9 protein-coding genes are annotated in these 12,604 nt (G+C 74.2%); 7 read left to right on the top strand and 2 right to left on the bottom strand.

What is annotated here, in order from left to right; genetic code table 11:
- Positions 1 to 88 precede the first annotated feature (88 nt).
- Complete coding sequence (locus tag ACFY8W_RS29520; RefSeq protein WP_391111601.1) at positions 89 to 514, bottom strand: GNAT family N-acetyltransferase; 426 nt, start codon at positions 512 to 514, stop codon at positions 89 to 91.
- A gap of 146 nt (positions 515 to 660) precedes the next feature.
- Between ACFY8W_RS29520 and ACFY8W_RS29515 the strand changes: the two genes are divergently transcribed.
- Together ACFY8W_RS29515 and ACFY8W_RS29510 are read left to right on the top strand one after the other, a co-directional pair.
- Positions 661 to 3,519, top strand: coding sequence for a CocE/NonD family hydrolase (locus tag ACFY8W_RS29515; RefSeq protein WP_391111598.1), 2,859 nt, complete (start codon positions 661 to 663; stop codon positions 3,517 to 3,519).
- The gene (locus ACFY8W_RS29510) at positions 3,516 to 4,373 is read left to right on the top strand and encodes an ABC transporter permease (RefSeq protein ID WP_391111595.1); all 858 of its coding nucleotides are present in this window, start codon (positions 3,516 to 3,518) and stop codon (positions 4,371 to 4,373) included. The genes ACFY8W_RS29515 and ACFY8W_RS29510 overlap by 4 nt, the downstream gene beginning before the upstream one ends.
- 111 nt (positions 4,374 to 4,484) lie before the next feature.
- Here ACFY8W_RS29510 and ACFY8W_RS29505 read toward each other — a convergent pair whose 3' ends face one another.
- The gene (locus ACFY8W_RS29505; RefSeq protein ID WP_391111592.1) at positions 4,485 to 5,195 is read right to left on the bottom strand and encodes a DNA-binding response regulator; all 711 of its coding nucleotides are present in this window, start codon (positions 5,193 to 5,195) and stop codon (positions 4,485 to 4,487) included.
- 241 nt (positions 5,196 to 5,436) lie between these two features.
- On the opposite strand from ACFY8W_RS29505, the gene ACFY8W_RS29500 reads away from it, so the two are divergent.
- The 5 genes from ACFY8W_RS29500 to ACFY8W_RS29480 all read left to right on the top strand — a co-directional run bounded on the left by ACFY8W_RS29500 (position 5,437) and on the right by ACFY8W_RS29480 (position 12,294).
- Positions 5,437 to 6,957 (top strand): von Willebrand factor type A domain-containing protein, encoded by a 1,521-nt coding sequence (locus ACFY8W_RS29500; RefSeq protein ID WP_391111590.1) that lies wholly within the window; start codon positions 5,437 to 5,439, stop codon positions 6,955 to 6,957.
- A gap of 18 nt (positions 6,958 to 6,975) precedes the next feature.
- Positions 6,976 to 7,449: an anthrone oxygenase family protein gene (locus tag ACFY8W_RS29495; RefSeq protein WP_391111587.1), complete on the top strand. Its 474-nt coding sequence runs from the start codon at positions 6,976 to 6,978 to the stop codon at positions 7,447 to 7,449.
- Positions 7,450 to 7,764: 315 nt separating this feature from the next.
- A complete protein-coding gene (locus ACFY8W_RS29490; RefSeq protein WP_391111584.1) occupies positions 7,765 to 8,412 on the top strand; it encodes a ScbR family autoregulator-binding transcription factor in 648 nt (215 codons plus the stop codon).
- Between the two features lie 421 nt (positions 8,413 to 8,833).
- Positions 8,834 to 9,727 (top strand): BTAD domain-containing putative transcriptional regulator, encoded by an 894-nt coding sequence (locus ACFY8W_RS29485; RefSeq protein ID WP_391111581.1) that lies wholly within the window; start codon positions 8,834 to 8,836, stop codon positions 9,725 to 9,727.
- A gap of 347 nt (positions 9,728 to 10,074) precedes the next feature.
- Positions 10,075 to 12,294 (top strand): helix-turn-helix domain-containing protein, encoded by a 2,220-nt coding sequence (locus ACFY8W_RS29480; protein WP_391111578.1) that lies wholly within the window; start codon positions 10,075 to 10,077, stop codon positions 12,292 to 12,294.
- Positions 12,295 to 12,604 lie beyond the last annotated feature (310 nt).

Below are 12,604 nucleotides of genomic sequence, written 5' to 3'. Positions count from 1 at the left end.
CCTGCCGGCGTCCCGGCCCGATCCGAAAGGGCACGCCCTGACGGCCGGCCCGGCAGCGCGAGCCTGTCCGTCACGCACCGCGCAAGGCTCAGGACCGGTCCTTCCCGAACGACCAGCCCCGCATGGTGAACACCCCCTCGTCCACGGCACCCGCCGACGCGTACGTCCGCAGCGCCGCCTCGTTGTCCGTGTCCACGCCCACCCACATCCCGTAGCAGCCGCGCGCCCGGGCCTCCGCCGCCAGCGCCTCCGTGAGGGCGCGGCCGACGCCCCGCCGCCGGTGTGCCTCGTCCACCGACAGCTCGTACAGGCACAGCTCCACCCCCTTGTCGGGATGGCGCATCTCGATCCCGGAGACGAAACCGGCGGGGAAGCCGTCCTCCGCGTACGCGATCAGCAGCACGTGCCCGGGCGCGGCCAGGAAGCCCGCCGCCCACTCCTCCCGGGGCGGCGCGTCGTACAGGTGCGCCGCCGCGAGCAGCTCCGCCACCGCCGTGGCCCGCCGGATCTCCACCCGTACCTCCCGGTTCCACGTCCACCTGCCGCGTCCACGTACCGCGTCCGGTGTACGGGGACGCTACCGCGTACGACCTGAGAAGGCCGACGAGTTCCGCCCCTGGGTACGCGAACCGCGCCCGGTCCGACGCCTAGGCTCGACTCATGCAGCTGCGACTTCCCCGGAAGGGCCTGCCGCGATGGGCCGCGGCCGGCGCCGTGCTCGCCGTGCTCGCGGGCGGCACCGGCACCTGGACCGCCGTCGCCTCCGACGACGCGGCGCCGGTGCACCGCGCCGACCGGATGCTCGACCTCGACGGCGTACGGCTCGACACCTCGTACTTCACCTCCGGCGGCGACGGCCGCCGCCCCGCGGTCCTCCTCGGCCACGGCTTCGGCGGCTCCAAGGACGACGTCCGCGCGCAGGCCGAGCAGCTCGCGCGCGACGGCTACGCCGTGCTCACCTGGTCCGCCCGCGGCTTCGGCGCCTCCACCGGGCAGATCGGCCTCAACGACCCCGAGCGCGAGGTCAAGGACGTCAGCGGACTCGTCGACTGGCTCGCCGAACGCCCCGACGTGCTCCTCGACAAGGCGGGCGACCCGCGGGTCGGCGTCACCGGCGCCTCCTACGGCGGCGCGGTCTCGCTGCTCGCCGCCGGCCACGACCCGCGCGTCGACGCCGTGGCCCCGCAGATCACGTACTGGAACCTCGCCGACGCGCTGTTCCCGAACGGCGTCTTCAAGAAGCTCTGGTCCGGCATCTTCTTCTCCGCGGGTGCGGGTGCGGGTGCGGGTGCGGGTCCCGGGGCCGGAGCGGGTGCCTCGGGCGGCGGCACAGGCGCGGGCACGGACACAGGCACGGACACAGGCACAGGCACAGGTGCAGGCGCAGGGGCGGGCGCAGGCGCAGGGGCGGATGCCTCCGGCGCCGCCGCTCGCGACGGCAAGGCGGCCCCCGACCCCGCCGCCTGCGGCCGCTTCAGCCCCGAGGTCTGTGCCCTCTACCAGCGCGTCGCCGTCACCGGCCGCCCCGACGCCGCCGCCCGCGCACTCCTGGAAGCCCGGAGCCCCTCCGCCGTCGGCAGCCGCATCAAGGTGCCCGCGCTGATCGTCCAGGGGCAGGCCGACTCGCTCTTCACGCTCGGCCAGTCCGACGCCATGGCGCGGACCATCGCCGCCAACGGCGCGCCCGTCGCCGTCGACTGGACGGCCGGCGGCCACGACGGCGGCGACCGCGAGACCGACCGCGTCCAGGCCAGGATCACCGCCTGGTTCGACCGCTACCTCAAGCGGGACACCTCCGCCGCCACCGGACCCGCCTTCCGGGTCAGCCGGACCGGAGGAGTGGACTCCACCGACGGACGGGCCACCCTGCGCGGCGCCACCGCCGACCGCTACCCGGGCCTCGCCGCGGGCCCCGTCCAGGTCGCCCTCGCCCCTGCCGGACCGACGGCCCCCGACCCTGCGGCCTCGGGACCGACGGCTTCGGGACCGACGGCCCCGCGTTCCTTCGCCAACCCGGCCGGAGCCAACCCGCCCGCCCTGTCCGCCGTGCCCGGCCTCGGCGGCGGCCTGGCGCAGTTCTCCTCGCTCGGGGTGGGCCTGTCCCTCGACTTCCCCGGCCAGTTCGCCGCCTTCGACGCCCGGCCGCAGTCCGTGCCGCTGCGGATCACCGGCTCCCCGACCGTCCGGGTCAGGGTGACCTCCACCGCGCCCGACGGCTCGGCGGTCCTCTTCGCCAAGGTGTACGACGTGGGCCCGGACGGCCGGCAGCAGGTGCTGCCCTCCCAGCTCGTCACCCCGGTACGGGTCGAGGACGCCGCCGGGGACGGCCGCACCGTGGACCTCACGCTGCCCGCCGTGGACCACGAGGTGCCGGCCGGACACCGGCTGCGGCTCGTGCTCGCCGCGACGGACCTCGGCTATGCCTCGCCCGTCGCCCCCGCCACGTACACCGCCGCCGTCGAGAGCCCGCTGAGCGTGCCGACCGCGCCCGCCGTGGCCACCCAGGCGGCCGGACTGCCCTGGTGGGTGTGGGGCCTGCCGCTGCTCGGCCTGGCCGTCGCGGCCGGACTGCTGCTCACCGCCCGGCGCCGCACCACCGCCCCGGCCCCGGACCCGGCGCTCGCCGAGGTCCCGCTCCAGATCACCGGCCTGTCGAAGAAGTACGCGGGGACCGACCGCTTCAGCGTCCGCGAGCTGTCCTTCCGCGTCGAACAGGGCCAGGTGCTCGGCCTGCTCGGCCCCAACGGCGCGGGCAAGACCACCACCCTGCGCATGCTGATGGGCCTGATCACCCCGGACGAGGGCGAGATCCGGGTCTTCGGACACGCGATCCGCCCCGGCGCCCCGGTGCTCTCCCGGGTCGGCGCCTTCGTCGAGGGCGCGGGCTTCCTGCCGCACCTGTCGGGACGCGAGAACCTGGAGCTGTACTGGGCCTCCACCGGCCGCCCGGCCGAGGACGCCCACATCGACGAGGCGCTGCGGATCGCCAACCTGGGCGGCGCCCTGGAACGCGCCGTACGCACCTACTCGCAGGGCATGCGGCAGCGGCTCGCCATCGCCCAGGCCATGCTCGGCCTGCCGGACCTGCTGATCCTGGACGAGCCGACGAACGGCCTCGACCCGCCGCAGATCCGCGAGATGCGGGAGGTGATGATCCGCTACGCGGCCGGAGGCCGCACCGTCATCGTGTCCAGCCACCTGCTCTCCGAGGTCGAGCAGTCCTGCACCCACCTCGTGGTGATGGACCGCGGCGGCCTCGTCCAGACGGGCCCGGTCGAGGAGATCACCGGTTCCGGCGACACCCTCCTCGTCACCCTGGACGGCCCGGTGCCGGACGCGGTGGTGGAGAAGCTGGGCGCCGTACGCACGGAGTCCGGCCTGCTGGTCCGCCTCGACGGCAAGAGCGCCACCTTCCTCATCGGCGAACTCGTCCGCCTGGACGTGCCGGTGACCGGGGTGGGCCCGCACCGACGCCTGGAGGACGCGTTCCTGACCCTGATCGGAGGAGAGACCGCATGACCGCCGCCGCCCCCGCCGCTCTCGGTTACACGCCCGGCCGCACCCTGCCGCTGCGCGTGGAGGCCGTACGCCAGCTGAAGCGCCGCCGCACCCTGGTCATGGCCGGGATCCTCGCCGCGCTCCCGTTCGTCCTGATCGCCGCCTTCGCCATCGGCGGCACTCCGGACGGCTCGCAGAACAACCGCATCACCCTCATGGACACGGCGACCGCCTCCGGCGCCAACTTCGCCGCGACCTGCCTCTTCGTCTCCGCGGGCTTCCTGCTGGTGATCCCGGTGGCCCTGTTCTGCGGCGACACCGTGGCGTCCGAGGCCGGCTGGTCCTCGCTGCGCTATCTGCTCGCCGCGCCCGTGCCGCGCGCCCGCCTCCTCTGGTCCAAGCTCGTCGTGGCCCTCGGCTTCAGCGCGGCGGCCATGCTCCTCCTCCCCCTCGTCGCGCTTGCCGCCGGCACCGTCGCGTACGGCTGGGGACCGCTGAAGCTCCCCACCGGCGGCGCCCTGCCGGCCGGCGACGCGCTACTGCGCCTCGCCGTCGCGGTCGCCTTCGTCTTCGTGTCCCAACTCGTCACCGCGGGCCTCGCCTTCTGGCTCTCCACCCGCACCGACGCGCCCCTGGGCGCGGTCGGCGGCGCCGTCGGCCTCACCATCATCGGCAACGTCCTCGACGCGGTCACCGCCCTCGGCGACTGGCGCGCCTTCCTGCCCGCCCACTGGCAGTTCGCCTGGGCGGACGCTCTCCAGCCCCACCTGGAGTGGACGGGCATGGCCAAGGGCACGGCCATCTCCGTCACCTACGCCCTGATCCTCTTCGCCCTCGCCTTCCGCGGCTTCGCCCGCAAGGACATCGTGTCCTAGGGCGGTCGGCCCGTCCCAGGACCGCCGGGCCCTCCCGGGACCCCGCGGCCCCAACGGACCCTCCCGGGACCCGGCGGCACCAACGGACCCACGTCACCTCCACAGGCCCCTCTACACCCACCCCCTCCGAGCCGCTTCCGCCCCCGCGCGGAAGCGGCTCGTCGTGCCCAGGGCCGCCATCAGTTCGCCCACGCGGCGGCTGTAGGTGCGGGGGGACATGCCGAGGCGGGCCGCGGCGGTTTCGTCGGTGAGGCCGGCGAGGAGGGCGTCGAGGACCGGGCGGAGCTGGGGCGGGAGGTCGCGGGCGGGCGGGGTGAGGCCGGCCAGTTCCTGGCTGGTGTCCCAGGAGGCGTGGTGGGCGCGGACGAGGGCCTGGACGACGACGGGGTCGCGGATCAGGAGCAGGCCGTTGTAGTGGAGTTCGAGGTCGAGCGGGACCGCGGCCACCGTGCGGTCGACGACGATCATCTTGAAGGGGATCGAGTCCGCGACCCTTGCCCGGCCCGGGACCCGGACCGTCCCCGCCACCTGGGGGAGGGCGTGGCGGGGGACGATCCGGCGGACCTCGGCGGCCCGCTCCGCCGCCGCTCGCATGCACGCTCCCGCCAACTCCAGGAACGGCTCGGGGATCGCACGCGAGGCGGAGGCCGCCGGGTCGTCGAAGGTAAGCAACTCGTGCCGGGCCGAGGCCGCGAGACCTGCGAGCGCGGCGCTGACCCGGCGCGTGCCGCGGACCGGGCGCCCGGGGGGACGCTGCGGTTCGGGGCCGGCACGGCCCATCGCCGAACGGGCGAGCATCACGGAGCCCGCAGTCTCTGCCACCGCTGACCACCCCCGCCCGATCGGTGTGCCACTCCATGTACGCACGCGACTGCACACGGTGACAACCCCTGTTGACAAGGATGGCGAGTCCCTGCCACGGCGGCGCGCACCCGCCGCCGTTGCCGCATTGAGATCCATCCGCAACTCCTTCGTCTGCTCCTTCCGGCCTCCTCGGACGTCACATTCACAAGTGCCGTACTCCGATGGGGACATGGGAGAAGGAGACATGGGGGAGATGTTCATGAAACGAAGGCTTTCCACCGGGATGCTCGCCGGACTACTCGGCGGAGCCCTGCTGTTGACCGGATGTGGTGCCGGTTCCGACGGGTCCGGCCGGACCCGGGCCGACCACTCCGCGCCCGACCGCGGCGCCCCCGCGCCGGACGCGCCCGCACCCGACGCCCCGGACGCGCGGCGGCCCTCCGGTGCGCCCGAGGCGCCCGAGCGGCTCTCGACCTTCGCCCTCGACGTCGACACCGCCTCGTACGGCTACGCCCGCCGCACCCTCGCCGAGGGCCGGCTGCCCGACCCGGCCGACGTACGGCCCGAGGAGTTCGTCAACAGCTTCCGGCCCGACTACCCGCGGCCGAAGGACAACGGTTTCAGCGTCACGCTCGACGGCGCCCGCTCCGACGCGGCCGGCTGGTCGCTGCTCCGGGTCGGGCTCGCCACCCGCCCCGGCGACACCGAACGGCCGCCCGCCGCGCTCACGTTCGTCGTCGACGTCTCCGGCTCGATGGGCGAGCCGGGCCGGCTCGACCTGGTCAAGGAGTCGCTCGGGCTGCTCGCCGACCGGCTGCGCGACGACGACTCGGTCGCCCTCGTCACCTTCAGCTCCGACGCCGAGGTCCGGCTCCCCATGACCCGGGTCGGCGAGAACCGCAGCCGGATCCACGACGTCGTCGACGGCCTGGAGACCAGCTCCTCCACCAACGTGGAGGCCGGCGTGCGCACCGGCTACGACGTCGCCGTCGAGGGCCGCCGCAAGGGCGCCACCAACCGGGTCGTGCTGCTCTCCGACGCCCTCGCCAACACCGGCGACACCGACGCCGAAGGGATCCTGGAGCGCATCGACACGGAGCGCCGCACCTACGGCATCACCCTGTTCGGCGTCGGCGTCGGCAGCGACTACGGCGACGCGTTCATGGAGAAGCTCGCCGACAAGGGCGACGGCCACACCACCTACGTCGCCACGCCCGAGCAGGCCCGCAAGGTCTTCGTCGACCAGCTGCCCGGCCACGTCGAGCTGCGCGCCCGGGACGCCAAGGCCCAGGTCGCCTTCGACGAGAAGACCGTGGAGGAGTTCCGGCTCGTCGGCTACGAGAACCGGAAGGTCGCCGACGAGGACTTCCGCGACGACCGGGTCGACGGCGGCGAGATCGGCGCCGGGCACACCGTGACCGCGCTGTACGCGGTGAAGCTGCGGCCGGGGCAGCGCGGCACGGTCGCCACGGCCACGGTCCGCTGGCTCGACCCGGCCACCCGCGCCCCGCACGAGCGCTCGGGCACCGTGGACGCCGCCGCGCTGACCGCGCCGATCTGGGGCGACGGCCACGACAGTCTCCAACTGACCGCCATCGCCGCCTACTTCGCCGACCGGCTGCGCGGCGGACGGCTGCCGGGCGCGCCGCCGCTGTCCGGCCTCGCGGCCCGGGCGGGCGCGCTCGCCGAGCGGGCGCACTCCGCGTCCGTCCGGGAGCTGGCGGAGGCCGTCCGCCGGGCCGACGGGCTCAGCGGTTCCTCCGACCCGTACGCGGGCTGATCGGCCATGATGGACCGCATGGCCGCCCTGTTGCTCGCCCTCGCCGTCGTGTCGACCGGTCTCTACGCCGGGTTCATGCTCATCTTCCGGACCGGTGTGATGCCCGCCCTGGCCCGTCTCACGGACGAGGAGTTCGTGAACGCGATGCGGCGGATCAACGAGTACGTGCCGAAGCCGGTGTTCCTGCTCGTCTTCCTCGGGGCGGTCGCCTTCCCCGCCGCGGCCCTGGCCGTGCCGGTCGACGGGCGGACCGACACCCAGACGTGGCTGGTGGTGGCGGGTCTGGTGGGCGCGGCGGCCAATCACCTGGTCACCGTCGCGGGCAACATCCCGCTCAACAACGCCCTCGCCGCCTCGGAGCCGGCCGGCGAGCCCGCGGCGGCCGTACGGGCCGCCTTCGAGGGGCGCTGGAACCGCCTCCATCTCGTCCGTACCCTGTTGGTCCTGGCCGCCTTCGGGCTCCTCACGGCCTCGGCGGTGGTCACCGGCTGACCGGGGCGGCGGTTCGCGGGCCACTTCCGCGACACTGGACCGGAGGGTCGGTTTTCCGGTCGCCCAGCGTGACATCGGGCGTCGGGTGGCTGCGCGTCAGGTCGGTGCGGGTTTCACCGACCTGACGTTCTCTTACTCGGCGCCGTCCGCAACTCCGCTGGTCAGAAGCTTGCGAAAGCGGGTGGCCGGGCTTGCGGGTTCACTGCGAACAAGGCTTCGGGTATCTTCCAGCTGCCGGAAAATAGGTACCCCAAGGTTTGTTTTCTCGGGCCACCGGGATGCCGGTTCGGGCGCGATGAGAGGGACGTGACTCCCATGGCGAAGCAGGATCGGGCGATTCGCACGCGCAAGGCCATCCTGGAGGCGGCTGCCGCCGTCTTCGACGAGCGGGGATACGAGGCGGCCAAGCTCTCCGACATCCTGGCGCTGGCCCAGGTGACGAAGGGCGCGCTCTACTTCCACTTCGACTCCAAGGAAGACCTCGCGCACGCGGTGATCGACGCCCAGGTGTCGGTCGTGCCCACGGCACCGCCGCAGACCTGCAAGGTGCAGGAGTTCGTGGACGTCGGCATGGTGTTCGCGCACCGGCTCACCGTCGACCGCGTGCTGAGCGGCAGCGTCCGGCTCACCCTCGACCAGGGCGGTCACGACCTCAACCGCAGCGGCCCCTACCGCGAGTGGACCGAGATCAACCTGACCCTCCTCCGGGAGGCGAAAGAGCGCGGCGAGCTGCTGCCGCACGCCGTGCCCGAGGAGGTGGCGCCGCTCGTCGTCGGCGCCTACGCGGGGCTCAACCTGATGACCCACGCACTGGAGGGCGACCGCTCCTCCATGGAGCGCTGGGCCTCGGCGCTCTACCACCACTTACTGCCCAGCATCGTGGTGCCCTCCGTGCTGACCATGCTGGACCTGGAGCCCGGCCGCGGCGCCCGCGCGCTGGGCGCGACCGAAGACGCCCCCTAGCTCCGCCCGTTCCTCCGCCGCGCGGCCTCCCGTGCGGCTTTCGTGTGCCTGGGCGGCTTTCGCGCGCCCGTGAGGGACCGGCGGGGGCCGTTGGGCCCCTTCCCACAGCCTCAGCGGCACGTCATCATGATCTCAAACGAAACCGCTGTGCCGGTTTTCGGGGCCGGCTGGCCGGAAGCCGCCCGCACCCTTGCCTGAAAATCAACGCCAAAGCATACCCGTCGGTCCAGTAACTGGATCCGCGAGTACGTTTCTTGAGCGCTTGACGACTTGTTGACTGTCATAAACCTGGATGAAACGGGCAAAAATTCCGTCCACGGGGTCCAGTGATTCCGTACCGTCCGGTTTCTTATTGACATGCCGCGCGGTCTCTTTTCTAATCGTCCAGGGTCATCCCGTGCGCAGATGCTGAGGGGGCAACGTGGACGTCCGGATCCTGGGGGGACTTTCGGTGCGCGAGAACGGGGTGTCGATCACCCCGACCGCCGCCGCGCCGCGACAGCTGCTCGCCCTGCTCGCCGCCTGTGCGGACCAGGTCGTCCCGGTCTCCGTCCTCATGGAGGAGCTGTGGCCGTCGGGCGCGCCGCGCGGAGCGCGCGCCGAGCTCCACTCCCACATCGTCGGACTGCGCTCGCTGATCGCCGCCGCGCTGAACGACGGCCGCGGCTCCGGCCGCGGGGCGGAGGACGGACCCGGTGCGGCGGACGGGCGCACCGCCGAGACCGTGCTCGCCGCCCAGTCCGGCGGCTACCGGCTCGACACCGGCGGTGGTTCCCACGACGTCTGGCAGTTCGAGCGCGCGGCAGGCGCCGGCTACCGCGCCATGGAGGCGGGCGACCTCGCGCGCGCCGCGCTCCGGCTCGGCGAGGCCCTGGCACTCTGGCGCGGCGAGCCGTACGCGGGAGTCGACGCCGGCCCCGGACTGCGCGCGGAGACCGAGCGCCTGGAGGCCTCCCGGCTCAGCGTGCTCGACCAGTGGGTCGAGGCCCAGCTCGGGCTCGGCCGCCACGCGGAGATGGTGCCCGAACTCGCCGTCCTCGTCGCCCGGCACCCCGTCAACGAGTCGCTGCACGCCCAGTTCATGGTCGCCCTGCTGCGCTCCGGCCGCACCGACGACGCCGTGGAGGTCTACCACCGGCTCTGCGCGGCCCTGGGCGCGGACGGCGGCCGGGAGCCCTCGGCGCGGCTGCGCCGGCTCCACCGCTCGCTGCTGACCGTACGGGAGGCTCCCCGGCCCCGCGTACCGGCGCAGGCCCAGGGATCGTGGCTGCGGCCGCTCCGGCTCGTACCGGTCGTCGCGGGTGCGCCGGCCTGATCCGCCCGCCGCTCGGCGGGCCGACGGCAGGACCCGGTACCCCGAGGTCGGCGCTCCCGGGGTGCCCGGTCCCGCCTGTCCCCGTCCGGCCCTGACGCACCGTCGGGTACGCCCCGCTCACGTTCGCGCGCCCGCGCCCGGCCCCGCAAGGTGCCCACGCCACCCCGTGGGAGCGCGCGAAGGTGGCCCAGGCACACTGGAGACGGTGGAATGGGGCAGAAGGTGAACGAACAGGCATGAAGTGGTCGATCCCACCGTTGACCGGCGTGCACGTGCGATCTAGTTTCGGCCAGCGGTACGGGTGTCAACGGCGGCACACGGTTCTGCTCAACAGCGGGAGTTGAGGCATGTCCCACCACGGCACGGACGGGGGCGGAGGAGTGGACGCGCTCTCCGTGCTGGAGCTGCTGGCCCAGCAGGCGCCGCCCGAGCGCTTCGCCGAACTGCTCGACCACGCGCGCGCGACCGGCCTGCCACCGGACGAACTCGCCCGTCTGGAGCGGGCCGTGCACCTCGCCACCGGCGTCGGCCGGTCGCTCGCCCGCCGCGAGCAGCGCGAGGCGGGCCTCGACGCCCTCGCCGACACCGCCCGCGACCTCACCCTCCCGTACGACCTGGACGGACTGCTGCGGCTGGTCGTCCGACGGGCCCGGCGGCTGCTCGACCTGGACCTGGCCTGCGTCACCCTGCGCGACGCGAGCGGCCTCCGCGTGCTGCACAGCTCCGAGGGCGGCCTCACCGCCTTCGACGCCGGCCGCTGCTCCGGCGCCCTCGACAGCGAGGGGCTCGGCGGACTGGTCCACGCGTCCGGCGGACCGGCCTGGACCGAGGACTACCTGACGGACGACCGCTTCCCGCACCTGCCCCTGGTCGACGGCGTCGTCCGCGACGAGGGACTGCGCGCCGTCCTCGCCGTGCCCCTGCGGATCGGCGACACCGTCCTCGGCCTGCTGTACGGCGCAGACCGCAGGGCCCGCAGGTTCGCGGACGCCGAGCTCGGACTGCTCGCCCCGCTCGCCGACCTGGCCGCCGTCGCCACGGAGAAGGCCGGACTCCTCGACCAGACCACGGCCGAGGTCACCGAGCTCGAAGAGGACAGCAGCCGCGCCCGCACCGCGCTCACCCGCATGCGTTACATCGGTGAGGCGCACAGCCGGATCATGAACCTGGTGCTGTCCGGCGGCGATCTGCTCGGCGTCGCCAAGGCCGCCGGTGACGCCCTCGACGCGTGCGTCGTCGTCCGCGACACCGGCGGTCGCACGCTCGCCGCCACCGGCGAGATCCCCGGCCTCGACGAGGACGCCGTGGCGAAGGCCTCGCTCGACGCCCACGCGGGCCGCCGCCCCGTACGCACCGGCGGTGCCGGGGCCGGGGCGGGCGGCCCGGTGGACGGACCGGGCCTTCCGGTGCACGGGTCCGGCCTGCCGGGGCGCGCGGCCGCCGGTCTGCCGGAGTTCGGGGCCGGTCCGGCGGCGCACGGATCCGGCGTGGCCGAGTCCGGGCCGGGCCTGTCCGACCACGGCGCCGGCGTCCCCGACCCCAGCCCGGGCGTCCCCGAGTACGGGCCGGGCCCGGCTGCGTACGGCCCCGTGGACGGCGACGCCGAGCGGACCTGGGTCGCGCCCGTCATCGCCGGCTCCGAGGACCTCGGCGTCCTCGTCGTGCGCGCCGCGACCGGACTCACCGGCGAGGACGAGCGGCTGCTCGAACTCGCCGCCCAGTCCGTCGCCTTCCTGCTCCTCATGCAGCGCTCCACCGCCGTCGCCGAGGGCCCCGTCCGCGACGAGCTCCTCGACGACCTGCTCGCCGAGCCTCAGCACGCGCCGCAGCAGATCGCCCAGCGCGCCCGCCGCCTCGGCATCGACCTGCGCAAGCCGCACGTCCTGGTGGTGGCCCGGCCCGAGGGCGGCGAGCAGGGCCGCGCGGTGGTGTGGGCGTCCTCGTACGCGTACCGGATGGCGGGGCTGAAGACCGTGCAGGGCGGATGCATCGTGCTGCTGCTGCCGGGCGTGGACGCGTCCGCCGCCGCGAAGGCCGTCTCGGGCGAACTGGCCCCGCTGCTCGGCCATCCGGTCTCGGTGGGCGCGGCCGGACCGGGCTGGAGCCCGGACAGCGTGGGCCGGCTCTACCAGGAGGGCATGCGCTGCCTGGACGCGATGAGCGCGCTCGGCGGCACGGGCGCGGCGGCGTCCGTGGAGGACCTCGGCTTCCTGGGGCTGCTGCTGTCCGACGACCACGACGTGGACGGCTTCGTCGAGTCGGCGATCGGACCGGTACTGGACTACGACGCCGAGCGGTTCACCGACCTCACCCGCACCCTGGAGGCGTACTTCGCCTCCGGCGGCAGTCCCACCAACGCGGCCGAGGCCCTGCACGTCCACCCGAACACGGTCTCGCGCCGCCTGGAGCGGATCGGCGAACTCCTGGGCCCGGAGTGGCAGAAGCCCGGACAGGTCCTGGAGGTGCAGCTGGCGCTGCGTCTCCAGCGCACCCGCGAGGTCCTCGCCCGCCGCCGTGTTGCCCTCGGCGACACCCGCCAGACCGGGCCGGCGAAGGACGCCTCCTAGCGTCTGCCGGAAGGGTCCCGTGGTCGGGATGTGGGTCCCGTGGCCGGGAAGAGGGTGGTCCCGTGGCCGGGAAAGGGTTCCGCCGTCGGGAAGGGATTCCGTGGTCGGGAAGGGGCCCGCCGTCAGGTAATGGGACGGGGTCCGGGAGCCCCAACTCCCAGACCCCGGTCTGTGGGGACCGGGGCCGGAGGTGTCCCCCGGGCCGGTCGGTACCTCAGGACGCGACGGCTTCCTCCGGACCCGGACTGTGCCTCCGGACCCGCGCACGGGGGAGCCCTCCGGGCCGGTGCGGACGGTGCCTCCGGACCCG

Origin of the sequence: Streptomyces sp. NPDC012637, from assembly GCF_042954805.1 — a bacterium.
Taxonomy (GTDB): Bacteria; Actinomycetota; Actinomycetes; order Streptomycetales; family Streptomycetaceae; genus Streptomyces.
This window is presented reverse-complemented; position numbering and strand designations above follow the sequence as displayed.